Origin of the sequence: Streptomyces sp. NBC_01381, assembly GCF_026340305.1 — a bacterium.
In the GTDB taxonomy this organism is placed as follows: Bacteria; Actinomycetota; Actinomycetes; order Streptomycetales; family Streptomycetaceae; genus Streptomyces.
This window is the reverse complement of record NZ_JAPEPI010000001.1, coordinates 2,240,913-2,266,213: the sequence shown is the minus strand read 5'-3', so window position 1 is coordinate 2,266,213 and position 25,301 is coordinate 2,240,913. Positions and strand designations below refer to the sequence as shown.

General features: G+C 71.3%; 23 protein-coding genes, 1 tRNA gene and 3 pseudogenes. 14 read left to right on the top strand and 13 right to left on the bottom strand.

Annotation, left to right across the window (positions count from 1 at the left end):
* Positions 1-163 precede the first annotated feature (163 nt).
* Both OG453_RS10810 and OG453_RS10805 read right to left on the bottom strand, forming a co-directional pair.
* The gene (locus tag OG453_RS10810; protein ID WP_266866840.1) at positions 164-2,050 is read right to left on the bottom strand and encodes a YfjP family GTPase; all 1,887 of its coding nucleotides are present in this window, start codon (positions 2,048-2,050) and stop codon (positions 164-166) included.
* Positions 2,047-3,684 carry a dynamin family protein gene (locus OG453_RS10805; RefSeq protein WP_266866838.1) on the bottom strand — a complete coding sequence of 546 codons (1,638 nt, stop codon included), beginning with the start codon at positions 3,682-3,684 and terminating at the stop codon, positions 2,047-2,049. The genes OG453_RS10810 and OG453_RS10805 overlap by 4 nt, the downstream gene beginning before the upstream one ends.
* Before the next feature lie 306 nt (positions 3,685-3,990).
* Between OG453_RS10805 and OG453_RS10800 the strand changes: the two genes are divergently transcribed.
* Positions 3,991-4,063: transfer RNA gene (locus OG453_RS10800), tRNA-Arg, on the top strand.
* A 143-nt stretch (positions 4,064-4,206) separates the two neighbouring features.
* Here the strand turns inward: OG453_RS10800 and OG453_RS10795 are convergent.
* From OG453_RS10795 to OG453_RS10785, 3 genes are all read right to left on the bottom strand, one after another.
* Positions 4,207-4,983, bottom strand: coding sequence for a hypothetical protein (locus OG453_RS10795; protein WP_266866836.1), 777 nt, complete (start codon positions 4,981-4,983; stop codon positions 4,207-4,209).
* A complete protein-coding gene (locus OG453_RS10790; protein WP_062648491.1) occupies positions 4,980-5,255 on the bottom strand; it encodes a hypothetical protein in 276 nt (91 codons plus the stop codon). The genes OG453_RS10795 and OG453_RS10790 overlap by 4 nt, the downstream gene beginning before the upstream one ends.
* Positions 5,256-5,582: 327 nt before the next feature.
* Positions 5,583-5,969, bottom strand: a complete 387-nt coding sequence (locus OG453_RS10785; RefSeq protein WP_266866832.1) for a DoxX family protein — start codon at positions 5,967-5,969, stop codon at positions 5,583-5,585.
* Between the two features lie 162 nt (positions 5,970-6,131).
* On the opposite strand from OG453_RS10785, the gene sigJ reads away from it, so the two are divergent.
* Complete coding sequence (sigJ, locus tag OG453_RS10780) at positions 6,132-7,061, top strand: RNA polymerase sigma factor SigJ (RefSeq protein WP_266866830.1); 930 nt, start codon at positions 6,132-6,134, stop codon at positions 7,059-7,061.
* Between the two features lie 73 nt (positions 7,062-7,134).
* Here sigJ and OG453_RS10775 read toward each other — a convergent pair whose 3' ends face one another.
* Positions 7,135-7,815: an alpha/beta fold hydrolase gene (locus OG453_RS10775; RefSeq protein WP_266866828.1), complete on the bottom strand. Its 681-nt coding sequence runs from the start codon at positions 7,813-7,815 to the stop codon at positions 7,135-7,137.
* Between the two features lie 136 nt (positions 7,816-7,951).
* Between OG453_RS10775 and OG453_RS10770 the strand changes: the two genes are divergently transcribed.
* Positions 7,952-8,884 (top strand): 3-oxoacyl-ACP synthase III family protein, encoded by a 933-nt coding sequence (locus OG453_RS10770; protein ID WP_266866826.1) that lies wholly within the window; start codon positions 7,952-7,954, stop codon positions 8,882-8,884.
* A gap of 76 nt (positions 8,885-8,960) precedes the next feature.
* On the opposite strand, the gene OG453_RS10765 is transcribed toward OG453_RS10770, so the two are convergent.
* Positions 8,961-9,551, bottom strand: a complete 591-nt coding sequence (locus OG453_RS10765; protein ID WP_266866824.1) for a TetR/AcrR family transcriptional regulator — start codon at positions 9,549-9,551, stop codon at positions 8,961-8,963.
* Positions 9,552-9,617: 66 nt separating this feature from the next.
* Between OG453_RS10765 and OG453_RS10760 the strand changes: the two are divergent.
* The 8 genes and pseudogenes from OG453_RS10760 to cydC form a co-directional block, all read left to right on the top strand.
* A pseudogene (locus tag OG453_RS10760) lies at positions 9,618-9,722 on the top strand (aldo/keto reductase); the annotation flags it as partial.
* Positions 9,723-10,148: 426 nt separating this feature from the next.
* The gene (locus OG453_RS10755; RefSeq protein ID WP_266866822.1) at positions 10,149-11,471 is read left to right on the top strand and encodes a cytochrome ubiquinol oxidase subunit I; all 1,323 of its coding nucleotides are present in this window, start codon (positions 10,149-10,151) and stop codon (positions 11,469-11,471) included.
* Between the two features lie 83 nt (positions 11,472-11,554).
* Positions 11,555-12,577, top strand: coding sequence for a cytochrome d ubiquinol oxidase subunit II (locus OG453_RS10750; protein WP_266866820.1), 1,023 nt, complete (start codon positions 11,555-11,557; stop codon positions 12,575-12,577).
* A gap of 15 nt (positions 12,578-12,592) precedes the next feature.
* Positions 12,593-14,374, top strand: a complete 1,782-nt coding sequence (gene cydD / locus OG453_RS10745; RefSeq protein WP_266866818.1) for a thiol reductant ABC exporter subunit CydD — start codon at positions 12,593-12,595, stop codon at positions 14,372-14,374.
* Positions 14,371-14,616, top strand: a complete 246-nt coding sequence (locus OG453_RS10740) for a hypothetical protein (RefSeq protein ID WP_266866816.1) — start codon at positions 14,371-14,373, stop codon at positions 14,614-14,616. The genes cydD and OG453_RS10740 overlap by 4 nt, the downstream gene beginning before the upstream one ends.
* Complete coding sequence (locus OG453_RS10735) at positions 14,613-14,858, top strand: hypothetical protein (protein WP_266866814.1); 246 nt, start codon at positions 14,613-14,615, stop codon at positions 14,856-14,858. Before OG453_RS10740 ends, OG453_RS10735 begins: the two co-directional genes overlap by 4 nt.
* Positions 14,855-14,986 carry a hypothetical protein gene (locus OG453_RS10730; protein WP_266866813.1) on the top strand — a complete coding sequence of 44 codons (132 nt, stop codon included), beginning with the start codon at positions 14,855-14,857 and terminating at the stop codon, positions 14,984-14,986. The genes OG453_RS10735 and OG453_RS10730 overlap by 4 nt, the downstream gene beginning before the upstream one ends.
* Before the next feature lie 35 nt (positions 14,987-15,021).
* Positions 15,022-16,773 (top strand): thiol reductant ABC exporter subunit CydC, encoded by a 1,752-nt coding sequence (cydC, locus tag OG453_RS10725; RefSeq protein ID WP_266869795.1) that lies wholly within the window; start codon positions 15,022-15,024, stop codon positions 16,771-16,773.
* Here cydC and OG453_RS10720 read toward each other — a convergent pair.
* The 3 genes and pseudogenes from OG453_RS10720 to OG453_RS10710 all read right to left on the bottom strand — a co-directional run.
* Positions 16,767-16,999: pseudogene (locus OG453_RS10720) on the bottom strand (short-chain dehydrogenase); the annotation flags it as partial. The gene cydC and the pseudogene OG453_RS10720 overlap by 7 nt on opposite strands.
* A 49-nt stretch (positions 17,000-17,048) precedes the next feature.
* Positions 17,049-18,584 carry an MFS transporter gene (locus OG453_RS10715; RefSeq protein ID WP_266866811.1) on the bottom strand — a complete coding sequence of 512 codons (1,536 nt, stop codon included), beginning with the start codon at positions 18,582-18,584 and terminating at the stop codon, positions 17,049-17,051.
* Positions 18,585-18,701: 117 nt separating this feature from the next.
* A complete protein-coding gene (locus tag OG453_RS10710) occupies positions 18,702-19,499 on the bottom strand; it encodes an SDR family NAD(P)-dependent oxidoreductase (protein WP_266866809.1) in 798 nt (265 codons plus the stop codon).
* 143 nt (positions 19,500-19,642) lie between these two features.
* Here OG453_RS10710 and OG453_RS10705 point away from each other — a divergent pair, with 143 nt between their 5' ends.
* Positions 19,643-20,494 carry a helix-turn-helix transcriptional regulator gene (locus OG453_RS10705; RefSeq protein ID WP_266866807.1) on the top strand — a complete coding sequence of 284 codons (852 nt, stop codon included), beginning with the start codon at positions 19,643-19,645 and terminating at the stop codon, positions 20,492-20,494.
* A gap of 95 nt (positions 20,495-20,589) precedes the next feature.
* Here OG453_RS10705 and OG453_RS10700 read toward each other — a convergent pair.
* From OG453_RS10700 to OG453_RS10690, 3 genes and pseudogenes are all read right to left on the bottom strand, one after another.
* Positions 20,590-20,673, bottom strand: a pseudogene (locus OG453_RS10700) (helix-turn-helix domain-containing protein); the annotation flags it as partial.
* A gap of 72 nt (positions 20,674-20,745) precedes the next feature.
* A complete protein-coding gene (locus OG453_RS10695) occupies positions 20,746-22,668 on the bottom strand; it encodes a long-chain fatty acid--CoA ligase (protein WP_266866805.1) in 1,923 nt (640 codons plus the stop codon).
* A 138-nt stretch (positions 22,669-22,806) separates the two neighbouring features.
* On the bottom strand, positions 22,807-23,478 hold the full coding sequence (locus OG453_RS10690) for a TetR/AcrR family transcriptional regulator (RefSeq protein ID WP_266866803.1): 672 nt from the start codon (positions 23,476-23,478) through the stop codon (positions 22,807-22,809).
* A 69-nt stretch (positions 23,479-23,547) separates the two neighbouring features.
* Here OG453_RS10690 and OG453_RS10685 point away from each other — a divergent pair, with 69 nt between their 5' ends.
* Together OG453_RS10685 and OG453_RS10680 are read left to right on the top strand one after the other, a co-directional pair.
* Positions 23,548-24,030: an SCP2 sterol-binding domain-containing protein gene (locus tag OG453_RS10685; protein ID WP_266866801.1), complete on the top strand. Its 483-nt coding sequence runs from the start codon at positions 23,548-23,550 to the stop codon at positions 24,028-24,030.
* A 12-nt stretch (positions 24,031-24,042) separates the two neighbouring features.
* Positions 24,043-25,257, top strand: coding sequence for an acyl-CoA dehydrogenase family protein (locus OG453_RS10680; RefSeq protein ID WP_266866799.1), 1,215 nt, complete (start codon positions 24,043-24,045; stop codon positions 25,255-25,257).
* The last annotated feature ends 44 nt before the right edge of the window (positions 25,258-25,301 follow it).

Genomic DNA, 25,301 nt, shown 5'->3' with positions numbered 1-25,301 from the left:
ATCCGAACCCCTCCCTCATCCACTCCGCTCCACACCGCCTGCGCGGCTGTGATCTCAGAGTGCACGCGTCCGGACCGGCCCGCTGAGCCCTGTGGTCTACCCACCAGTTGTGGATAACTCCCTCACCCGACCGAGGACCAACCAGGGCCCAGCCGCCCTCCGTTCACCCCACTCCCGCCCCCGTAACCCGCACGTACTGCTCCCGCACCTCCAGATACCGCAGCAGCTCCGCCGCCACCGGATCGAGCACCCGTGCGCGCCCGCACCCGGTGGCCGCCTCCCGCAGTCTTCGTTCCGCGTCCAGGCCATAGCGCCGCGCCGGTCCCCGCGCCGCCATCCGGCTCGCCCACTCCACGCCCGGGCCGCCCACGATGCCGACCAGCATCAGCAGTACCGGCACCCCCAGGTTCGGTGAGGCGACCCCGATGATCTGCGCGACCAGCCAGAGCCCGCCGAGGACTTGGAGCAGCGTCATCGTCGCCTGCGCGAACACCGCGACCGGCCACCAGCCGGGCCGCGGCGGCCGCCCCCTCGGCACCCCGGCCTTCGCGGTCAGCTCGTCCAGCGCCTCCGACAGCCCCTCCGCCCCGCGCACGGCCGCCTCCCGCACGGCCTGCCCCCAGGGCGTGGGCAGCCCCGACGCCGCCTCGTCGGCCACCATGCGTACGGCGTTCTCGACCCGCTGGCGGGCCGTGGCCTCCTCGTCCGGCGGGGGGTCCGGCACCGGCCAGCCGACGTACCGCGGCGAGCGGTGCGCCTCGTACCAACGCCAAAGGCGCAGCCACGGCGTGCCGCACGCCTTGCCCGCGGTGCGCCGCCAGGCCCGTTCCGCCGCCAGCCCGGCGGCCGCCGCGCCCACCGCGTCCGCGAGCCGGTCGGCGAACTCGTCGCGCGCCTCCTCGCTGAGCCCGATGCGCCGCGTGCCCCGCCCGCCGGAAGGACCGGCCGCGTACACCGGCCACAGCCGGTCGGCCGCGGCGTCCAGGTCGGCCTCGATCCGCCGGGCGGCGGCCCCGCGCCCCTGGGTGAACTGGCCGAGGGACTCGCGCAGTTCACCGACCCCTTCGCCGGTCAGGGCGGACAGCGCGAGCACGGTGGCGCCGGGTTCGCCGTGCTCGCCCAGTGCGATGCCGTCCTCGTCGAGCAGCCGCCGCAGATCGTCGAGCACCAGGTCGGCGGCCTCACCGGGCAGCCGGTCCACCTGGTTGAGCACGACGAAGGTGACCTCGGCGTGGCCCGCCATGGGCCGCAGATAGCGCTCGTGCAGCATCGCGTCGGCGTACTTCTCGGGGTCGACGACCCAGATGACCGCGTCGACGAGCCCGAGGATCCGGTCCACGTGCTCGCGGTGCTCGGCGACCGCCGAGTCGTGGTCCGGCAGGTCGATCAGGACGAGCCCCTGCAGCGTCTTCGCGTCGGGCCCCTGGAGCGGGCGCCTGCGCAGCCGCCCGGGGATGCCGAGCCGGTCGAGGAGGGGCGCCGCGCCGTCGGTCCAGCTGCAGCCGATGGGCGCCGCGGTGGTCGGCCTGCGCACCCCGGCCTCCGAGATCGTCACCCCGGCAAGGGCGTTGAACAGCGTCGACTTGCCGCTGCCGGTGGCGCCCGCGACGGCGACGACGGTGTGCCGGTCGGAGAGCCTGCGCCGGGCGGCCGCCTCGTCGAGCACCCGGCCCGCCTCGGCGAGGGTGGCGCTGTCGAGGCGGGTGCGGGAGAGCCCGACGAGTTCCCGCAGGGCGTCGAGCCGGGCGCGCAGGGGCCCGTCGTACGCGGTCGATGTGCTGGGTGTCTGAGCGGCGGACGAGCCGGTTCCGGAAGACCCCGTGTCCGTCGGGGCGTACCCCTCGGTGGTGCTGCCCGCCCCCCGTTCGGGGCCGCGGCGGGCGATGAGCCCGTCGTCCCACACGCCTTCGGAGCCGCGGCCCGTGTCCGCCGAAGCCCCCGTCTCCTCGGGCCCTGCGGAACGCTCGTCGTGCTCACGCTCGCGCTCGGGGTCGTCCTCGCGCTCATGCTCGTGCTCAGTGTGATCCGTGACGGCAGTCACCGCGGTCACCTCTCCTTCTGCAGTACGGACAGCGCGGCGATCAGTTCGGCCTGGGGTTCGGGGTTCACGTCGAGGGCGTCGAGGGGGGCGAGGCGTCGTTCCCGTTCCGCGCCGAGGACGGTGTCGAGGTAGCTGGTGAGCAGGCGCCCGCCCCGGTCCCGCAGCCGGAGCGCGCCATGGGCGCCGATCCGTTCGGCGAGCGTCTCGCCCGCCGAACGGCCGCGGCGGCCGCCGAGCAGGGCGGTGGCGAGCAGGGCGGCCACCGACTCGGGGTCGGGGACGAGGTTCTTCTCCAGCCTGTCGAGCCCGCGGACCTCGTCCTCGGCGTACTCCTCAAGGACGCGCCGCCAGCGCCGCACCGCCATGCCGATGCGGTCCTCCGCGCTCTCGGGGACACGGACACGGTCCATGAGCCCGGGGGCGCCGGCGGCCGGCTCGCGCCGCCACGCGTCGTCGATCCGCTCGTCGGCGGCGGTCACCGCGCACAGCAGCAGCGCCTCCAGACTCTCGCCGACGGCGTCGAGCAGCTCCCCGGCACCGCAGTCCAGGGGATAGCTGCGCCAGCGCTTCAGGGCGTCCCCGGCGAGCACGGCCCCGTCCTGCAACCGCCCCCGCACGCGCGCGTGCTCGCTCTCGTACGCCTCATCGACGGCGGAGGTGAGCCGCAGGGCGGCCGCATACTGCGCGGCGACGGCTCCGGCAAGCTCCGGCAGCCGTACGTCGAGGGACTGGATGACGCCGCGCGCGGTCCGTGCGATCGCCTGCGTACGGGCCCTGGGCTCCTGCGACCGGTGGGTGAGCCAGGCGCGCAGGGACGCGACGGCGGTGACCGGAAGCAGCCCCCCGCCGCCGGCGGACTCGGGCAGCTCGGGCACGGTGAACAGCGGCACGTCGCCCAGGCCCGCCTTGGTGAGCAGCGCCGCGTACTGCCGCGAGACCTCGTTCACCAACTGGTGCGGCACCCGGTCGAGGATGGTGACGAGCGTGGCGTCATGCTCCTTGGCGGTACGCAGCAGATGCCAGGGCACGGCGTCGGCGTACCGGGACGCGGTCGTCACCATGACCCACACATCGGCCGCGGAGATCAGCTCGGCGGCGAGGATCCGGTTGTCGGAGATGAGCGAGTCGATGTCGGGCGCGTCGAGGAGCGCGAGCCCCTTGGGCAGGGTCTCCACGGTCTCGATCCGCAGCGCGCGCTCGCCGTCCGCCCCGAGCGGCGCGAGGAGATCGTCGGCCTCTTCCTCCCCGTCGGCGGGTTCCGGCCGGGGCACCCACACGCGCGTGAGTTCGGGCAGTACGCGCATTCCGGCGAACCAGTGATGGTCCTCCGGATGGCATACGAGGACGGGCGTACGGGTGGTCGGCCGCAGCACCCCCGCCTCGCTGACCCGCCGCCCGACCAGAGAGTTCAGGAGGGTCGATTTCCCCGCCCCGGTGGACCCCCCGATCACCGCGAGCAGCGGCGCTTCGGGGGCCCGCAACCGGGGCACCAAGTAGTCGTCGAGCTGCGCGAGTAGCTCGTCGCGGTTGGCACGCGCGCGTGGCGCCCCCGCGAGGGGGAGCGGAAAGCGTGCGGCGGCGACACGCTCGCGCAGGGCGGAGAGTGCGTCGAGCAGTTGAGGCGGTACGTCCAAGGTCACCACATGCGAAGAATGCCCAATTTTGGCGGCTTTCTGAAGCATATGGACGTCCCTGCGCGCCGATCGGACACAGGGGACGGAAGGGGCGACTGGGGCGCAGGCATAACGAGTGCACAACACCCGGGGCGCGAGACGCCAAAAGCGATGCAGGATTCGTACCTGCCTGCGATTATCAGGACCGCTTCACCGAACCTCCACATAGTGCCGCGGAGGCGAAGCACCAGGGACAAGGACCCCGGAGCCCTATCCTTGTCCCCGGCAAGGTCACGGCTCGTCCCACCCGGGCTCCAGGCCACCGGCCACCACCCGGCCCCCGTAGCTCAGTGGATAGAGCAGGCGCCTTCTAAGCGCTTGGCCGCAGGTTCGAGTCCTGCCGGGGGCGCACACACCCTCTCCCTGCGGAAACGCGTGAGGGGTTCTTTGATGTCCGGATGCACATCGCTGTGAGACCAAGCGCCTTGACTGTCCACGATCGTGGATACACACCCCGACATCGGGTTGCAGTTCGAGCCGACGGATGCCTGGCTACCGCTCCCCGCCCAGCACCTGGGCAGCCGCGCGTGGGTCCATGAGGTTGGACCACGCCTGTTCGGCCGGGAGCAGGTCTCGCTCAGGCAGGGCGTACTCCGGATACCAGCCCTCAGCCTCGCAGCCGGGGACGTTGCGCAGGATCAGCACGGTCAGGTTCGGCGGTACGGAGCCGGTGATCCGGACGGCAAGGTAGGTCTCGTGGCCGTCGTCCGCACGCACCTGGAGGCCAAGAGTGAAGGTGTCGAACTCGCGTGTGTGCTCACGGCCGTCGCGCAGCGTGGCGTGCGCCAGGTCCAGCAGAGTCGCCCGCAGGCGGCGCACGAAGCGGACACCGGCCTCGGCGCGGTACCGGACATGGTCCTCGCGTGCCGGCAGGAGGTGAGCGGTGTGTGTCGCGGTCTTCAGGCCGTCGGAATGTTCCGCGTTGTAGCGAGCCCGGACGGCGCGGCCGTCGGCCTCCAGGGCTGCATAGAAGTCATCGCCCGAGCCGTCCTCGCGCCGACCCGCCGCGACCAGCCACGGCAGATCGGCGTCCAGCCATACCGCGCCGCGCCATCGCTGCACCTTGACCTTGAACAGGACCTGGTCGTCCACGGACCGGATGCGTTCGTGCTTGCCGTCCTCGTCCGCGAACTGCTCGGACGCCTTGGCCAGCACCGGGTGGTCGATCTCGTCCAGCGGCACCGTGACCGGCGGCACCTTGAGGCACAAGTCCTCGCGTAAGCAGCGCAGCGTCGGGCGGGCCGGGCGCAGCGGGCCGGGTCCGCTCATTCCTCGATTCCCCCGACCGCGTCGATCTCCTCCGCGGTCAGCCCGGTCAGCAGCATCACATCCGATTTCAGCGAGCCATCCAGCACACTGAGCGCCTCCACCATGCCGGACCGCAGATCCTCACGGCGCTGCTCCAGATACACCCGGACCGCCTCAGCCACCAGGTCCTTCTTCGTCAACCCCAGGAAATGAGCGCCCTGGCTGATCAATTTGTCCGTCGCCGGGTCCACCTTCAGCGGGGACTGGCGTACCGACTTCGCCGCCGTCGTCATCGTCAACACCTCCGCCGCCATAGTACCTAAATACCTCACGGTCTAGTTGTTTCGGCGTCACCGCTGTCGAACGCCCTGGCTCCGGCCGACGGCACGCGCCTTCGCCACCCGAGACGACCATCGAGCAGGAATCCCGGAATCGACAGCAAGCGCCTTGACGATTTTCGTTCGTGGGCGACCTGCGAACACGCGGGTGAGCACATCGCTTAGGCCCGCGTACCTTCTAAGCGCTTGGCCGCAGGTTCGAGTCCTGCCGGGGGCGCTTTGCGCGAAGGCGCCCGGCCAGTCCTCGATGCCGGCCCCGGGTCAGCCCTCGATGCCCCCAGGTCACCCCACGAAGGACTCGGGGCCGAAGCGGCCCCAGGCCACGAAAGCGGCCAGGGCCACGTAGATCAGGTCCACCGCCACCAGCTTGTTCTCGTGGCGGCGGATGCGGACTGTCGCCGCCCCGATCATCAGCAGCACCAGGCCGAGTGCGGCCAGCGGCACCAGGATCGGGGCGATGTCGAGCGCCGCGGGCAGGATCAGGCCCACTGCGGCCAGGACCTCTACGGCCCCGATGGCCTTGACGCCGCCGTCGCTGAAATCTTCGACCCACCTCGCGCTGGCCCCACTGGCGGCTATCTTCTCCTTCGGCGTGATCACCTTGAAGCCGCCGCCGAGCAGGTAGGCGACGGCGAGCAGTCCGGTAACGATCCACAGGGCGAGGTTCATGGCTTTGTCCTTGCAGGGTTGTCGGGCCAGTTGTTCGCTGTTGCTCCTCTAAGACAGGGCACCCCGGCAAGCTGTGACGGCGGGGGGTGTGACGTGCGTCTCACCAAGGAGGGGTTGGGGTCCGTGCCGGGATCAACGGATGCGATGGGTGGGGCGGATGTGATGGATGGGGCCGACGCGGGTGGTGCGGGTGGCTACCGGGCGTTGATGTTCTCCATCGCCTACGGGATGACCGGGTCGGTGGGCGACGCCGAGGACATCGTGCAGGACGCCTTCCTCGGGCTGACCCGGGCGCACCAGGCAGGTACCGCGATCACCGCCCCGAAGGCGTACTTGACCACCGCGGTGACGAGGCTCGGGATCAACTACCTGAGTTCGGCGCGGGTGCGGCGCGAGACCTACGTGGGGAACTGGCTGCCCGAGCCGGTCGTCGTGACCGCCGAGCGGCCCGGGCCGGCCGAGCACGCCGAGCTGGCCGACTCGCTGTCCATGGCGTTCCTCGTGCTTCTTGAGAACCTCTCCCCCGTGGAGCGCGCGGTGTTCATGCTGCGCGAGGTGTTCGGGTACGGCTATCCGGACGTGGCGAGCAGCACCGGCAAGTCCGAGGCGAACTGCCGGCAGATATTCGCCCGGGCCAGAAAGCGCGTCGCCGCCGGGGCGCCGGATGCCGGCAGCACGCCGGCCCCGGCGCGGCGCGCGGAGGGCGAGGAGCTCGCCCGTAGGTTCTTCGCGGCCGCCGAGGGCGGTGACCTGGACGCGCTGCTCGGCATGCTCGCGCCCGAAGTGGTGTTCCACGGGGACGGCGGCGGCAAGGCGCGGGCGACCAGGAACCCGGTGACCGAGCCGCGGCGCGTCGGACAGTTGTTCGTCGGCGGGGTCCGCCGGGTCAGGAAGCTCGGCGCCGCCCTCCGGCCGGCCCGGGTCAACGGGCGGCCGGGCGCGGTGACGTACGACGCCGAAGGGCGCGTCGCCAGTGTGGTCGAACTCGATATCTCCGACGGCGTGGTCCGGGCGATCCACTCCGTTTCGAACCCCGACAAGATCGGCCATCTCGGGCCGGTGTCCGGGATCGGGCGACTGCCGGTGGAATAGCCCATAGCCCCTCGCCACGACTCGCCACGACGCGTCGGGATTCGCCACGAACTGGGCGTCGTCAGCCCGGCGGTCACTCCTGGACGTACCCCACCAGCAGGTCCGCCAGCTCCTTCGGCCTGCTGAGCGCGACGCAGTGACCGCCGCCGATCTCGTCGGGCGTGATGCCGAGCCGCGCTCGTGCGAGGCCGCGGAAGAACTCGGGCGGGAAGAAGTGGTCGTCCTTGCACACGATGAACTTCGTGGGTACGTCCGGCCAGGCCGCCAACGGCCAGGGCTCGTTGCCTGCCCGAGAGGATTCCTCCCGTTCCCTGCGCATGGACTCCTCTGCCAGGCCGCGCGGAACATCGTGGTAGAAGCTCTCGAAGGGGTCCTCGATGGCCGCCAGGCCCGCCGTTTCCCGGGCCTCGTTGCAGCCGGTCGTCTCCCACCAGTCGTCCGGCCGTTCGCCCGGCGCCGGGATCATCCCGGCCAGCAGGACCAGCACGCCGGCCCGGAGCCGCTCGGTCACCAGCGGCGCGGTGAAGGCTCCGTAGGAATGCCCGACGACGACCACGGGATTCCGCCGCTCACCGACGGCCTCACCGACAGCCTCGACGACCGCATCCGCGTAGTCGCCGAGGCCCGCCGACGGCTGGTCCGACGGCAGGTCCGGGGCGACGGTCTCATGGCCCCGGGCGCGCAGCTCGGCTTCGAGGAGATGCCAGGCCCAGCCGCTGTCGCCGCCGCCGTGGATGAGTACGAAGGTTGCCATTCCCCATGTATAGCTCGGGAGTTGGGCAGTTTCGGCTCTGCCCGGTGATCCGCTGGACAACGCCGCCCTGGAGAGGCTGGGCGGGCCGCTGCCCGACGACATACTGGCGGGCATCCAGGTCAGGACGCGGCACTGGATGGCCGATCCGGCCACCGGCGAGCATCTGACCACCACGAGCCGGATGGCGGAGAGCGCCGCCCGGCAGGCCCTTGACCGGGCAGGCCTCGAGCCCGGCGACGTCGATCTGCTTGTCGTCTCGACGGCGAGCCCGGAGCATCTGCTGCCGAACGTGGCGACCACGGTGCAGCACTACCTGGGGCTCGAACGCTGTGCGGCCATCGAGGTACGAGCCGGCTGCGCGGGGGCGGTGCAGGCCCTGGACATCTCCCGCAGGCAGCTCGCCGACGGCACCGCGCGCACGGCCCTGGTGATCGGCAGCGAGTCGATCTCCCCGCCACTCGCGCCGATCTACCTGGGCAAGGACCCGCAGAGCGTACGGATGCGCGACCGGCTCACGCTGTACACGTTCGGCGACGGTGCGGGCGCCGTGCTGCTGTGCGCCGAGCCGGCCGGTGAAGCGGCGGGCGCCCAGGGCGAGTTCGCCTTCGTCAACGACTGCATGGGCGGTCTGCGCAAGCCGGGCATGCAGATCATCGGCGGCGGTACGGATGTCGCGCAGGCCGAACAGCAGCGCCGCAAGCGGCTGTTGGAGATGAAGATCGACGTGCCCGGCACCTCGACCTTCGGCCCGAAGGTCTTCGTCACGGCCATCCATGACCTGCTGCGGCGCTCCGGCTGGTCGCTCGACGAGGTGGACGCCTCGTCCTGCCGGAGGGCGACGCGGAGTACTTCTCCAGCGAGTTCGGGGAGGCAGGACTGTCGGCCGCGGGCTACGAGACGCTGCAGGGCCGGATCGTGGAGAACCTCACCGAGGTGGGCGCGACCGGGTCCGCGGCCGTGCCGCTCTCGCTCGACGCGGGCTGGGTGTCGGGCCGGATCCAGCCGGGACAGCGCCTGTTCCTGCTCCGCATCGAGGCGAGCCGCTACGTCTACACCGGGCTCTCGGTGACCTGGCACGCAGAAGCTCCGCGGGCGGCCTGACGTTGCCCGCGGTCACCGGGGAGCGTCCCCCGCGCCCCGTCGCCTCAGACGCGGGGGACGCTCCTGGCCACGAAGCTGTCCACGAGGGCGGAGAGGCGTTCGTCCGCGAGGCCGGGCCGCAGCCGCTCGCCCCAGGTGAGGCTGGCAAGGCCGTGGCAGGCGGACCACAGGACCTCGGTCTGCAGCTCGGCGTCCCCGTCCCCCACCAGGGGCCGGACCGCCGACATGATCTCCCCGAAGGCGTCGGTCATCTGCTGCGGAGTCTCTTCCTGGGCGAACTCGAGGCCTACGGAGAGCGTGAACATCGCCTGGTAGAGCATCGGGTTGGCGGCCGCGAAGTCCAGATAGGCGCGGGCCGCGCGGCGCAGGGCTTCCTCGGGGCCCTCGCCCGCGAGACGGGCCTCGCGCAGTCCGGCGGCGAGTTCACCGAAGCCGTCGAGGGCCACCGCGTGAACGATCGCGTCCTTGTTCTTGAAGTGCTGGTAGAGGACCGGCTGGCTGTACTCGATGTGATCCGCGAGACGCCGGGTGGTCACCGCGTCCCACCCCTCGGCCTCGGCGAGTTCCCGGGCCGTGGTCAGGATCAGCCGCCGGCGTTCCGCCTGTTCACGCAGTCGACGCTCTCTGGGAGTCATGCGATCGACGTTAGCATATATAGCGTCGAAAGATTTGTTATCAATGATAGAATCCAATTCGGCACTTCGGACGAGGCGGAGGCGGTCAGGACCGTCCACCGGGCGCTCGAACTGGGCGTGAACCTCCTCGACACCGCGGACATGTACGGCCCGCACACCAACGAGGAGCTAACGCCTTTATGCCCAGGGCGGTGAGCACCTCGGGGGGCAGCTCGCTCGGGTGTATGTCGCCGCCCTGCGACTCAAGGAAGGCTTGACCGCCGGCTGCTTCGATGAACGCGTCGGGGACGGAACGACCTGCCGTCACCGGCTCCAGGCCCACGGCGCTCAGGATCGGATGGAACTGCTCGCCCGTGGCGAACCGGACCTCGCGTCCGGCCGACCGCACGGCCAGCGCCAGGGGAAGGAGGGGGTGCACGCGACCGAAGTTGCCGACGCCGGCGAAGAGGATTCTCGTACCGGTCGGCCATAGGGGTATCGACGACCCAATGTCTAGTGTTGATAGAAAATCTAGTATAGACAAACCATGGTCACTAACATGGCTGCCGGCGGCCACTCCGGCCGGATGACGGACCGATCACTTGGAGTGAATACGGCATGGGAACCGTGGAACTGGCGCGCCTTCAGTTCGCGTTAACGGTCGGCGTGCACTACCTGCTCGTCGCGCTGACGCTCGGGCTCGTGGTCATGGTCGCGATCAACCACACCCGCTGGGTGCGCACCGGCGACCCGGCACTGAAACAGGCGACGAAGTACTGGGGCACGCTCTACGTCATCAACTACGCGGTCGGCATCGCCGCGGGCATCGCCATGGAGTACCAGCTCAGCGCCAACTGGTCGGGCCTGGAGAACATGGCGGCCAGCGTCTTCGGCGCCCCGCTCGCCGTGGAGACCGTGGTCGCCTTCTTCGTCGAGTCGACCTTCCTCGCCCTGTGGATCTTCGGCTGGCAGCGGCTTCCCGCCAAGGCCCACCTGGCCTGCATCTGGATCGTCGCGGCGGCCGCCTACATGTCGGCGATCTGGGCGCTGCTCGCCAACGGCTTCATGCAGAACCCGGTCGCGTACGAGATGCGGGGCGGCGAGCTCCATCTGGACGACCCGCTGGCCCTGTTCACCAACGCCAACGCCTGGATCGCCGTACTGCACGTCATCGGTGGAGCCATCGGCGTCGGCGGCTTCTTCATGCTCGGCGTCTCGGTGCTCCTTCGCCGCCGCGGCCGGGCCTCCGACGAATTCCTGCGGCACTCGATGCGCATGGGCGCGCACGCAGCGCTCTGGGGAACCGTCCTGGTCGGCGGCAGCGGTGCGCTCCAGATGGAGCGCGTCGAGATGGAACAGCCCATCAAGCAGGCCCTCGTCGACGGCAAGGACGCCGAACTCGCCGATTTCCAGCAGGCCTTGGTGAAGCGCTTCGGCGACGGCGTCGAGCTGCCGTCCGGGCCACTGGTCCAGATCAGCGCCTTCTCGATGATCATCATCGGGCTCGTCCTGCTGGTCGTCGCCATCTGGACGCTGATCTCCCTGCGCGACGACCGGATGCTGACCAGGCGGGGGCTGCAGCGGACCCTGGTGTTCGTCATGGCGCTGCCCTTCGTCGCCAACATCGCGGGCTGGGTGCTGCGCGAGTACGGCAGGCAGCCCTTCGTCATCGACGACATCCTCACCACCGAGCAGGCCCTGACCCCCTCGCTCACCACGACCCAGCTGACCGTCTCCCTGGTGGTGCTCGGACTGCTCGTCACCGCGCTGCTCGTCCTCGACTGGTGGCTGCTCGGCAAGACGGCGATGCGCGGCCCGCAGCGGGCCGACCTCTGGGAGCAGGCGCCGGAAGAGGCCGGGTACGAGGACGGCGAGCACGATGACAGCGGGCGCGGCGACGGCGGGCGCGACGACGAGAAGCGCGACGGCGTACTGATCTAGCGGCAGGAACCGGCCGGTCCCGGCCGCCCCGGCCACCCCGTCCGCCCCGGACACCCTTCCCCCAGACAAGGAGCACCCTGGCCATGAGTTACCCGACCCTGTGGACGATCGGGTTCATCGCCCTGTTCACCGGTTATCTGATGCTCGCCGGCGCCAATTACGGGGTGGGGTCGACCCTCCTGGTCACCGCCCGCACCGACCGCGAGCGCAGGACCGTGCTCGGCGGGCTCGGCCCCTTCTTACTCGGCAACGAGGCCTGGCTGCTGGTCTCCGTCGGCATCCTGGTGGGCACACTCCCCGGCCTGAAGACCCAACTCCTGGTCGGCGCCGCCCCGTTCGCGCTCACCGCGCTGAGCGGCGCGCTGGTCCTCACCAGCGCCGTCATGCTGCGCAGCAGGCACCCCGACCTGGCGGTGCGGCGCCGCTGGGACGTGGCGATCTGCGTCGCCGGCATCGCCGCCGCCTTCGGCTGGGGAGGGTTCCTGACCGCCGTCGCCGGCGGACTCGACATCGACGGCGAGGGCCATGTCACCGGCAGCGGTGCCTCGTTGAGCCCGGTGTCGCTGCTCGGCGGACTCGCCGCGGTCGCGCTGTTCGCCGCGCACGGCGCGGCCTTCACCGCCGCCCGCACCACCGGGGAGAGCGCGGCCCGCGCGGCGCGGATCACCGGGCCGCTGGGGGCCGCCGGCGGAGCGCTGGCCGCCGTCACCGTCCTCGCGGGCCTGGCGGGCGGGCACTTCGACGGCGACGCGCTGCGCAGGCCCTGGATCGCCGTGTTCCTGATGGCCGCCGCCGGGGTGGCCCTGTTCGCCGCCCACCGCCGGATGTCCGGCGGCAGCCCCTGGCAGTCGTTCGCGGCCACCGCCACGGCCGTGGGGCTGCTCCCGGTGGCGGTCTTTGCCGCCAAGTACCCCTATCTGGTGACCCCTTCGGACTCCGGGACCGCGGCCACGGCGGTCCAGGACCTCGCCGCGGACAGCACGTCCCTCGCGCTGATCACGTGGACCGCCGGGCCGGTGCTCCTCCTTGTGATCGCCGTGCAGATCCGGATGTGGTGGCTGTTCCGCACCACCGAGGAGCGGGCGGCCGCGCCCGCATTCCACTGAGGCGGGGGCGGTCGCGTGAAGGACGGTACGCAGAGGGGCCGGGGCGGCGGGCGCGGTAGGCAGGGGAGCCGGGGCGGCGGGCGCGGCAGCACGGACGGTACGCGGGGCAGCGGGCCGCTCGATCCGGAGCTGGTCCGCATCCACCCCGGCATCAAGCGGTATCTGGCCGTGTGCACGGTCTCCGCGGCGCTGGCCACGCTCCTGACCGTCGCTCAGGCGCTGCTCCTGGCCCAGCTGCTCGCGGACCTCTTCGCCGTCGGCGCCCGCCGGGCGCTCGCGTCGTTCCCGCTGCCCCTGGCGGCCGGGGTGGTCGTCGGCCGGTGCGCGCTCGCCTGGTGGGACCGCTGGTATCCGGCGACGGTGGCCGCCGAGGTGAAGCGCACCCTGCGGGCCGGCCTCACCGAGGCAGCGGGGCGCGGCCGGATCCGCGGCACCGGCCCGCCCACGGCCGACGTGGTGGCGCTGCTGACCCGCGGCGGCGACGCGCTCGACGGCTATGTCGCCGGCACGGTGTCCGTGCTGCCGCACGCCGTGCTGGCGCCGCCCGTCATCGTGGGCACCCTGCTGTTCCTGGACCTGCCGTCCGGGCTCACCGTCCTTGCCACCCTGCCCTTCGTGCCGCTGCTCCTCGCCCTGGTCGGGATGCACACCAAGGCGCGTACGGAGCGGCAGTGGGCCCTGCTGCTCCGGCTCGGCGGGCACTTCCTGCAGGCGGTCTCCGGTCTCGCCACCCTGCGCGTCTTCGGGCGGCAGGACGACGCGGCCCGGCGGATCCGCTCGGTCTCCGCCGAGCACCGGGTGGTCACCATGGCCACCCTGCGCCAGGCGTTCCTCTCCTCGTTCGTCCTGGAGACGATGACGACCCTGGCGGTGGCGCTGATCGCGGTACCCGTCGGATTCCGCCTCCTGTCCGGCAGCATGGAACTCTCGGCAGGGCTCGCGATCCTCCTCCTCACCCCGGAGGCGTACCGGCCGCTGCGCACCCTCTCCACCCGCTTCCACGCGAGCCAGGACGGCAAGACCGTGCTCGCGCAGGCCCGCCGTATCCGGGAGGCGTCACCTGCCCCCGCCGAGCCGTCGTCCCCGCGACTGCCCGGCGCCCCCGACCCGGCCGGCGTTCCGATCGTCCTGGACCGGCTGACGGTGGGCTTCTCTGCCGCGGCCCCGGCGCTCACCGAGCTCTCCCTGGTGCTCGAACCGGGGCGCTGCCACGCGCTGACCGGCCCGAGCGGCGCGGGCAAGACCACGCTCCTTCGCACCCTCGCCGGGCTGCTCCCGCCGCTCGGCGGCCAGATCCGGGTCGGGGGAACCCCCCTGTCCCCCGTGCCGGGCGACGCGTGGACCGCGCACCTCGGGGTGGTGCCGCAACGCCCGTACCTCTTCGCCACGTCACTCGCCGACAACGTACGCCTCGGCCGGCCGGACGCGACCGACGCCGAGGTGGAGCGGGCGTTGGAGGAGGCGGGCGCGACCGGTTTCGTCCACGCGCTCCCGGACGGCACGGCGACCAGACTCGGCGACGGCGGACTCCAGCTCTCCGCCGGCGAACGCCAACGCGTAGCGCTCGCCCGGGCGTTGCTCCGCCGCCCGGCCCTGCTGCTGCTCGACGAACCGACCGCACGCCTCGACGGCGAGACGGAACACCAGATCCTCGCCGCCCTGCACGCACTGCCGGGCACAACGGCGCTGGTGGTCACGCACCGCCCCCGCGTCATGGAGAACGCCGACACCGTGATCCGCATCGGCGACACCACGCCCGAACCCCTCACCGCCTTGGAAGGACGGTCCGTACGGTGACAGCCTCCGCTCCTGGGTGCGGTCTGGCGGGGTGGCCGGTGCCGCGCCCCAACGAACCGACCGCACGCCCGGACTGCGAGACGGAGCACCAGATACCCGACGCCCCGCACGCCCTGCCGGGCACAACGGCGCTGGTGGTCACACACCGCCCCCGCGTCATGGAGAACGCCGACACCGTGATCCGCATCGGCGACACCACGCCCGAACCCCTCACCGCCTTGGAAGGACGGTCCGTACGGTGACAGCCTCCGCTCCTGGGTGCGGTCTGGCGGGGTGGCCGGTGCTGCGCCCCGACGAACCGACCGCACGCCTGGACTGCGAGACGGAGCACCAGATCCTCGCCGCCCTGCACGCACTGCCGGGCACAACGGCGCTGGTGGTCACACACCGCCCCCGCGTCATGGAATACGCCGACACCGTGACCCGCATCGGCGACACCACGCCACAGCCCCGCCCCGCTTTGGAAGGACGGTTCGTACGGTGACAGCATCCGTTCCCCGCAACGGCCTGGCGGGGCCGCCCGCGCCGCGACTCGGCGAACCGAAGAACCGCCCCGACGGCGAGACAACACGCCAGGTCCTCACCGCCACGGAAGGACGGTTCACGCGGTGAAAGCATCCGCTCCCCGCAGCGGCCTGGCCGAGCCCATGCTGCGGCTCTCCCTCGCCGCTGTCGCCACCGCCCTGTGCGAGGCCGCCGCGGTCGCGCTGACCGCCACCGCGGCCTGGCTCATCTGCCGTGCTTCGGAACAACCCCCGCTCGCCACCCTCTCGTTGGCGGTCGTCGCGGTGCGCGCCCTCGCCATCGCGCGCGGCGCGCTGCGCTACACCGAGCGGCTCGCCGGGCACGACGCCGCGCTGCGGATCATGGACAGGGTGCGCGGCCGCTTCTTCGACGTCCTGGAGCCGCTGGCCCCCGCCGGGCTTCCCGCGTTCCGCAGGGGCGATCTGCTGACCCGGATGGTCGCGGACGTGGAGGCGGTGCAGGACGCCACGGTGCGGGTGGCGCTTCCGGCGCTCGCCGCGCTCGTGGTCGGCGGCGGCGTCACCGCATGGGCGTCGCTTCAGCTCCCCGAGGCCGGACTCGCCCTGGGCGTCGGCCTGTTCATGGGTGTAATGGTCCTTCCCCTCCTCACGGCCCTGACCCTCGACCGGGTGCGGACCCGGCTCGTGGCCGCCCGCGCGGAGCTCGCCGTGCGTGGCGTGGACGCCATCGAGGGGCGCGAGGACCTCGCGGTGTGCGGGGCGGCCGCGGCAGCCGCGGCCGAGCGGCGGGAGCAGGACGCGGCCCGCGACGTCGCCCGCCTTGAACGCTCCGCGGCACGCCGCGGGGCCACGGTCACCGCGGCGGGGCTGCTGACCCAGCTGGCGACCACGGCCGCGGTCGCGGTGCTCGCGGCGCGGGCCCAGGCCGAAGGACGCCTCGGCCCCGTCGCCGCCGCCGTCCTCACCCTGGCCGCGCTCACGGCATTGGAGACGGCCGTGCCCGTGCAGGCGGCCGCCGAGAAGTTCGGCGAACTCGGCAGCGCGCTGCGGCGGTTGAGGGCGGTGCTTCGGGCCAGGCCCGCCGTGCCAGAGCCGGACGATCCGCTGCCGGTGCCGGAAGGCCCTCTCACCCTGGAGTTCACCGGCGTCACCGTGGTCCACCCGGGGGCGGTCAGGCCGGCCCTGAGCGACTTCGGGCTCACGCTCACCGCCGGGCGCCGGGTCGCCCTGGTCGGGCCGAGCGGTTCGGGCAAGAGCACGGCGCTCGCCGTCGCGCTGGGCTTCGTCCCGGCGTCGGCCGGACAGGTACGCCTCAACGGGGTCCCGGTGGACCGGATCCCCGGACGGGAGCTGCGGCCGCGCCTCGTCTCCGGACTCACCCAGGACCACTACGTCTTCGCCGGCACCGTCCGCGCACATCTGCTCCTCGGCCGCCCGGACGCGGACGAGGCACGGCTGTGGGACGCCCTTGAGCGGGCGGGCGCGGCCGCGTGGGTGCGGGCGCTGCCCGCCGGGCTCGACACCGAAGTGCGGGACGACGCCGCCCAGTTGGCGGGAGGCCAGCGTCAGCGCCTGGCCCTGGCCGCCGCGCTGCTCGCCGACCCCGCGGTGCTGGTCCTCGACGAACCCACGGAGTCGCTCGACCCGGCGGCCGCGGGCGCCGTGCTCGCCGACGCACTTGCCGCGGCAGGCCACCGCTCGCTGCTCCTGGTGAGCCACCGCATCCTGGGGCTCGAGGAAGCGGACGAGATCGTGGTGCTCCGCGACGGCCGCATCGCGCAACGCGGCACCCACCGCGAACTGCTCCAGCAGCCGGGCTACTACCGCGAGCAGTACGCGGCGGAGTCCGCCGCGGCGGAGCACGGACCCCGCCCCGCGCACCTCACCGAGGCCACCGCGCCGATGCGGTCGTAGACGTCGTCGCCCGTGGTGTGCAGGGGCTCCGGGTTGCCGCCGGTGCCCGCGTTGTTGAAGGCGCCGTCCAGCTTCCCGTGCCGCTCGACGGCCGCGTCGACCGCGCGCTGCGCGTCCTCGCCGCGCCCTCACGGGCAAAGACTCCCGCGGCAGCGGCGCCGATACCGCTGCTGGCGCCGGTGACCAGTATGACCTTGCCCGATAGCAGTCCAGCCGATGCAAACATGCAGGCCAGTCCGCCAGCGGACAAGGTCGTACCAGCCGATGGGCCGACCTCAGGACAGGCTATCCACGGTGGCCTCGCTCCGCTCGGGAGTCGCCGCGGGGCCGCCCATGGCGACCGTCACGCCCTTCTTCCTCTCGGACAGCATCACGTAGATCGCCACCGAGAGAAGCGCGCAGATCACGGCGCTCGCCCACAGGACCGCCTGCCAGGCGCCGGTGAAGCCCTCGCTCACGAAGTCGAAGAAGCTGGGCTGCACCTTCTCCGGCAGCTTCTCCAACGGCCCGCTCAGATCACCGGAGTTGACGCTGTTGGCCAGGTCGGCGGGATCGCCCTTGTACGCGGGGAACTTGTCGAGGCCGTCGTTCAGCCAGTTCTGTACGAGGTTGACGAGCGCGGAGCCCACCGCGGCGATGACCACGGCCTCGCTGCCCAGGCGCAGGGTGTTGAGGAACCCGGCCGCCGTGCCGGTGGCCTCGGGGGCGACCACCGTGAGGACCGCGCCGTCGACCAGGCCGAAGTTCAGGCCGAGGCCGATGCCGAGCAGGATCAGCGGTCCGGCGAGGGCTCCGAGGCCGATGCCGGGCTCCAGGACGACGGCGAGCCAGGCGACACCCAGGGTCAGACAGGCCAGGCTCAGCGCGAAGACCGAACGCGGCGACCAGCCCCACTTGACCAGACGTCCCGCGAGCAGCGGCGTGGGCAGGATGGGCAGCGTCATCAGGAGCATGGTGCTGCCCGCCGCCTGACTGGTCGAATTGTTCGCGACCAGCAGGTAGTTCGGGAGCAGCGGCAGCAGGATCACGAAGGCGAACGTGACCACGACGGGGATCAGGCAGAGCGCCATGAACCTGGCGTTGCGCAGCAGCGACAGATCGAACATCGGGTGCGGCCGGCGCTTCTCCACCAGGACGAAGACCGCCATCAGGAGCACCGCGCCCACCAGGCAGCCGAGCACGCCCGGGCTCGCCCAGCCCCACTGCGGGCCCTCGACCATGCCGAGCATGAGCAGGAAGAGGCTGCCGACGAAGGTGGCCGTGCCCGGCCAGTCGACCTTGGCGGCGGACTCGCTGCGGGACTCCTGCATGAACGGCACCGCGAAGAGCACGAGCAGCATGAGCACCGCGTGCGCGCCGTAGAAGGAGCGCCAGCCGAGGGTGTCCGCGAGGACGCCGGCCACCATCGCGCCGAGCGCGAGACCCGCGCCCGTCGCGATGCCGACGGCGGCGAACACCCGGGTGCGGGCGGCGCCGTCGAAGCTGGTCGCGAGGATGGAACTGCCGCTGGTCAGGAGACCCGCGGCGCCCACACCGGCCACGGCACGCGCCAGATCGAGTACGTAGATGTCGCTGACCACCGCGCTGACCAGCGAGGCCACCGTGAACAGCACCGCACCGACGGCGAACACGCGCCGCCGCCCGAGCAGGTCGGCCAGCGCGCCGCACGCCAGCATGAAGCTCGCGAAGGTCAAGTTGTAGGCGTGCACCACCCATTGCAGGGCATCAAGGGACGCGTCCGTGTCCTGGCCGATGTGTGGCAGGGCCACGCCCGACCCGGTGACCGAGGTGGGCAGGATCAGCAGGGTCAACAGGACCGCGATCAACGTGACTTGGGGGTTCGATCCCCGGGTTCGCCCACCTGAACGGGAAGACAACTCTTGCGCTCCTTAGTGCGAGTGCGAGTGCTTGTGCGCCACGGGTGCCGGTCACGCGGGGATGGAGTTGGCGACGCCGCCGTCGACGAGGAGGTCGACTCCGTTGACGTACGACGCGTCGTGCGACGCGAGGAAGGCGACGGCGGCCGCGACCTCCTCCGGGGTGCCGATGCGCTTGAGCACCACGTCCTGGCGGCTCGCCTCGCGGGCCTCGTCGGTCGGCACCGACTCGCGGAACATGTCGGTGTCGATGTAGCCGGGGCTGACGGCGTTGACGCGGATGCCGCGGTCGGAGAGGTCGCTGGCGAGGGTCTTGGTGAGGTTGGCCGCGGCCGCCTTGGTCGCCGCGTACAGGGAGCCGATGGCCAGGCCCTTGTGGTGGGTCCACGAAGCGTTGATCACGATCGAGCTGCCGTCCTTGAGCAGCGGGAGCGCGTGCTTGACGGTGAAGAAGACGCCCTTGAAGTTGGCGTCCACCACGCTGTCGAAGTCCTCCTCGGTGAACTCCTCGATCCGCTTGAAGACGCCGACACCGGCGTTGGCGAACACCACGTCCAGGTGGCCGAAGCGCTCCCGCACCGCTCCCATCAGCCGGTCGAGGTCGGCCGGCTTGGCGACGTCGGCGGGCAGCGCGAGCAGCCGGTCGCCCGCGTCGAGGCGCTCGGCGGCGCGCTTGAGGCGGTCCTCGCTGCGGCCGGTGATGACGACCTTCGCGCCCTCGTCGAGCAGGCGCCGCGCGGTCGCCAGACCCATCCCGGTGGCGCCACCGGTGATCAAGGCCACCTTGCCTTCGAAACGGGCCGCGTCGAAGCCTTCGAAACGGGCTGCGTCGTACGTGTTCTGCGTCATGGAATCCCCGGCAATTCAAGCAATGGATACGAATGGACATGAGCTGTCGGCCGTCTGGACATGAGCTGTCGGCCGTTCGCGCTCACCTGAAGATGCTGCTCTCTGTTGCCGGGAGGTGCGGAGAGCCAACTTATGGTGGTGTCATGACCACCACCCACGACACGAACTCCGATCGCGCGGTTCACGACCGGCGGCGAAGGGAGGATCTGCGTGACTTCCTGCGTTCGCGTCGCGCCAGGGTGATGCCCGAGGACGTCGGGCTTCCGGGCCGCGGACTGCGGCGGACTCCGGGCCTGCGCCGTGAGGAGGTCGCCACGCTCGCCGGGATCGGCATCTCCTGGTACACCTGGCTCGAACAGGGCAGGGACATCCAGGTGTCGGGGTCGGTCGTGGAGTCCATCAGCCGCGTCCTCGGCCTCGACGCGGCAGAACGCGGGTACCTGCACCGCCTTGTGGGGCTCGTTCCGCCGCCGGCCGTGGCGCCCGCGGAGGCACCTGAACTGCCCGAGCTCGAACGGCTCATGGATTCATGGCTGCCGTATCCCGCCTATGTACTGGACCGTTGGTGGAATTACGTCCTGACGAATTCATCGGCTCAGGCGGTCTTCGGAGTTCCGCGCAGCGGCGAGAACTGCCTGGTGCTGTTCTTCAGCGAACCTCGATACCGGTCCTTCTTCGCCGACTGGTCCGGTCTGGCACCGCAGGTCGTGGCCGACTTCCGCAGCGCGGCCGCCGCGTTCCCCGGCGATACGCGATTCACCGCGATCCAGCGCGAGCTCTACGAAAACAATCCGGAATTCGCGCGGTTGTGGGACCAGCACGACGTACGTTCCGAATCCCATGGAACGAAGTCGGTGGTCCACCCGGTCATGGGCGAGATGACCTTCGATCACCTCGTCATGCACCCCGCCACCCGGCAGGATCTGCGCGTTTCCGTGCATCTGCCGCGGGACAGCGAGGCACGGGGCAGGCTGGAACGGCTCCTCTCCAAGTAGTCCGAGCAGGCCCTCACTCCGGCAGCCGCAACATCGCGCGCTCGGCCTGCGCGGTGCGAAGGGCAGGGACGGCCCGCGGCATGGGCGTCACGGCAGGCGCGCACGGCATCGTTGAACACGACGCGGGCGCACCCGAACGCCCGCGCCAGTGCCCTCGCCTGGCCAGGCTCCGGGTACAAGCGAAACGCGTACCGGAGCTGCCCACCACCAGCACATCGAAGTCGTACGCGCCCCGGGAGACCCGTGACCCTTCACTCGCCGTAGAGCGCCTCGATCTCGCCCGCGTACGCCGTCGCCACCGCGTGCCGTTTGATCTTCAGGGATGGCGTGAGCAGCCCGTTGTCCTCGGTGAACTCACCCTCGACGATGACGAATTTACGGACTGACTCGGCGCGCGAGACAGCCGAGTTGGCGTAGTCCACGGCCTTCTGGACCTCGGCGATCATCTTCGGGTCCCGGCAGAGTTCGGCGAGCGGGGTGTCCTTGGGGCGTTTGCGCACGGAGAGCCAGTGCTCGACGGCCTCCGGGTCCAGCGTGATGACCGCGGCGACGTAGGAGCGGTTGTCGCCGACGACGATGCACTGGCCGACCGGCGCCCGGCTGCGCAGCCGGTCCTCCAGGATCGCCGGGGAGACGTTCTTGCCGCCGGAGGTGACGATGAGGTCCTTCTTGCGCCCGGTGATGGTGAGATAGCCGTCGTCGTCGAGCGCCCCGAGGTCTCCGGTCGCGAACCACTCGTCCCGCAGCACGGCGTCCGTGGCGGCCGGGTTGTTCCAGTACGAGCCGAAGACGATGCCGCCCTTGATGAGCACCTCCCCGTCGTCCGCGATGCGGATCGCGGTGCCGGGCACCGGCAGGCCCACCGTGCCGGGGCGGGGCTTCAGCGGCGGGGTGATGGTCGCGGCGGCGGTGGTCTCCGTCAGGCCGTACCCCTCGTAGATGACGATCCCGGCGGCGTAGAAGAAGAGGTTGAGGCGGCGGTCGAGGGGTGAGCCGCCGCTGATCGCGTAGCGCAGCCTGCCGCCGACCTCCTTGCGGATGCGCCGGTAGACGAGCAACTCGTAGAGCGCCCAGCCCAGATAGAGCCCGATCGAGGGTCCGGGCCCGCGCTTGTCCAGGAACTTGTTCAAGTACGCCTCGCCGAACCGCACCGCGATCCCCTCGGCCCGGTCGAAGGACGCGCCGCGCCCGATCTTCTCGGCGGTCGCGCGCCCCGTGTCGTGGATCTTCTCGAAGAGATACGGGACGCCGACGACGAACGTGGGTCTGAAGGACCGGAGTTCGGGGCGGAGCTCGTCCGGTTTGATGCTCGGGCAGTGGCCGAGTTCGATGCGGGCGAGCATGCAGGCGATCTGGATGGTGCGGCCCAGGATGTGGGCGAGCGGCAGGAAGAGGAGCGTCGACGCGACCTGGCCGGTGATCTCCTTGAAGACGGGGTGGAGGAGGTCGACCGTGTTCGCTGCCTCGGCGTGCAGATTGCCGTGGGTGAGGACGCAGCCCTTGGGCTTGCCCGTGGTGCCCGAGGTGTAGCAGATCGTGGCGATGGAGTCCGGGGTGAGTGCGGACCGCCGCTTGGTCACTTCCTCGTCGGACAACTCCCGGCCGCCCTGCACCAGTTGGAGCACGGCTCCGTCGTCGATGCACAGGACGCGCGGCGGCTCGGCGAGGTCCGCGACGGCCGCCTCGGCCGTCGCCACGTTCTCCGGGTTCTCCGCGATCAGCAGTCCCGCGCCCGAGTCCCGCACGATCCACTCGATCTGCTCGGCCGCCGATGTCGCGTACACGGGCACGCTCTGCCCGCCCGCCGCCCAGATCGCGAAGTCGAGGACGGCCCACTCGTACCGGGTACGGGACATCAGCGCGACACGGCCGCCCGGTTCGAGTCCCGCGGCGATCAACCCCTTGGCGACGGCGGTGACTTCCCGCGCGAAGGCCGCCGCGGTGACCGGCCGCCACTGGTCGCCCTGCTTGCGGCGCAGGACGACGGCGTCGGGCGCCTCGGCGGCGTTGGTGAAGGGGATGTCGGCGGTACTGCCCGCGGTGGCCGTCGCCGCGAGCGGGGCGACGCTCGCCTCGCGCACGATCCCGTGCTCGTCCCGGACGATCTCGACGGTGGTGCGCTCCGCCAGCTCGCTGTGGCGTTGTGCTCTTTTCAGATCCTTGCGTACGCCCATGACGGCTCCCGGCTCCGGCTACCAGCTGACGTGCAGAGGTGATGCGGTGCGTTGCGTACTTACTGGGAGGTCAACTTACTCAAGCGTAGGGAAAATTCAATGGCGCGGACAGCGAAGAACTGGGCGAGCCCCGGGAGCTCACTCCCGCGCCGGCACCCAGACCTCCCCCTCCAGGACGCGGCCCATCCCGACCCACACCATGTTCATCAGCCGCAGCGTGACCCCCTCCGGGGACTGGTCCGGGTGGCTGCCCATCCAGTCGGTCAGCGAGTCCGCCGCGCCGACCAGCGCATGGGCGACGAAGTCCGCGTCCTCGTCGGAGAGTTGAACCCGCGGCGCGCCGCCGCCGCTCTCCGTGATGCCGTCCCAGACCAGGCCCGCCACCTGCGCCATCACCGCCCGGCGGGCGTCGGCGACGGCGGCCGCGATCGTCTCGCTCAGCTCCGACGCCTGACGGTGCAGGACGACCCAGCTGTCGCGGTGCTCGGCGACAAAGGCGAAGAACGCCGAAAGACCCGCGTGCAGCCGCAGTTCGGGCGCCGCGCCCCCGGCCCGCGCGGCCCCCTGGAACGCGGCGACGAGCCGGTCGGCCTCACGGCGCAGGCAGGCGAGGAAGAGGCCTTCCTTGGAGTCGAGGTAGAGATACACCATCGGCTTGGAGATTCCCGCGAGTTCGGCAATCTCGTCCACGGACGCGGCGTGATAGCCACGCTTGGCAAAGACCCGCACCGCCACGTCGATGATCTGCTGCTCGCGCTCCTTGCGCGGAACGCGCCGCCGACGTCCCTCGGAACTCCTGTTCACCGTCACCCTTGCCACCCTCTCAGGTCGGGCCTATCTTACCCAACAGTAAGTTTACTAAAGAGTAAGGAGATTGCCATGGCGGACAACGGCACCGGCGGCATCGGCGGCACGGACGGAATCGCCGGTCTGGACTTCGCGAACGTCACCCCCGAGGAATTCGCGAAGATCGTGAAGGGCCTGTCCGGCAAGGAGATCACCGAGATCGCCCAGGACGGCGAGCTGCGCGCCCGCGTCCTCGCGGAGGTCTTCGCCCGCATGGAGCGGCAGTTCAAGCCGGACGCGGCGGGCTCGCTCAAGGCACTGATCCGCTGGAAGATCACGGGCGTCGACGAGATCGTGTACGAGACGGAGATCGCGGAGGGCACCTGCACCGTCCGCGAGGGCCGCTCGGACGCCGAGCCGCGCGTCACGCTCATCATGTCCGACGCCGAGTTCCTCAAGCTGGTCTCCGGCAACGCGAGCCCCGTGACGATGTTCATGATGCGCAAGGTCAAGATCGCCGGCGATGTGGCGCTCGCCTCCGGTCTGACCCGCTACTTCGACATCCCGAAGGCGTGAGGTGACCCGGCGATGCCCTTCTCCTTCGAACTGACCGAAGAGCAGCGGGACTTGCGCGACTGGGTGCACGGCTTCGCGGCCGGCGTCGTGCGTCCGGCGGCCGCCGAGTGGGACGAGCGCGAGGAGACGCCCTGGCCCGTCATCCAGGAGGCGGCGAAGATCGGCCTCTACGGCTTCGAGTCCCTGGCCGACCTCTTCGGCGACCCGTCGGGACTCTCCCTCCAGATCGCCAACGAGGAGCTCTTCTGGGGCGACGCGGGCATCGGCATGGCCCTCTTCGGCACATCCCTCGCGGTGGCCGGGATCTTCTCCGCGGGCACGCCGGACCAACTGGCGGAGTGGGTGCCGCAGTGCTTCGGCGACGAGGACGACCCCAAGGTCGCGGCGTTCTGCGTCTCGGAGCCCGAAGCGGGCTCGGACGTCTCGGCGATGCGGACGCGCGCGACGTACGACGCGGCACGCGACGAGTGGACCCTCAGCGGCCAGAAGGCGTGGATCACCAACGGCGGCATAGCGAACGTGCACGTCGTGGTCGCGTCCGTCGACCCCGCCCTCGGGTCGCGCGGGCAGGCGGCGTTCATCGTGCCGCCGGGCACGCGGGGCCTCGAAGGCGCCCGGAAGATCAAGAAGCTGGGGCTGCGGGCCTCGCACACGGCGGACGTCTTCCTGGACGACGTACGCGTGCCGGGACACTGCCTGCTCGGCGGCAAGGAGCGTCTGGACGCGCGGCTCGCGCGGGTCCGCGAGGGCGGCGGCAAGGGTCGGGGCCAGGCGGCGATGGCGACGTTCGAGGTGAGCAGGCCGACGGTGGGCGCGCAGGCGCTGGGCATCGCGCGGGCCGCGTACGAGTACGCGCTCGACTACGCCGGCTCGCGGGTCGCCTTCGGCCGCCCCATCATCGAGAACCAGTCCATCGCCTTCGCCCTCGCCGATCTGCGGACCGAGATCGAGGCGGTGCGGCTGCTGATCTGGCAGGCGGCCTGGATGGCACGCAACGACAAGCGGTTCGACGCGGGCCAGGGCTCGATGTCCAAGCTGCGCGCAGGCGAACTGGCCGTCGCGGCGACCGAGAAGGCGGTGCAGGTGCTCGGCGGCGCCGGGTACAGCAGGGAGCATCCGGTGGAGCGGATGTACCGGGACGCGAAGATCTACACGATCTTCGAGGGGACGAGTGAGATCCAGCGGCTCGTGATCGCCAGGGCCATCTCGGGGCGGCAGATTCGCTGAGCCGGTTCCGGCCGTCCGGTCGTTGAGACGAGACCCGGCCGGGG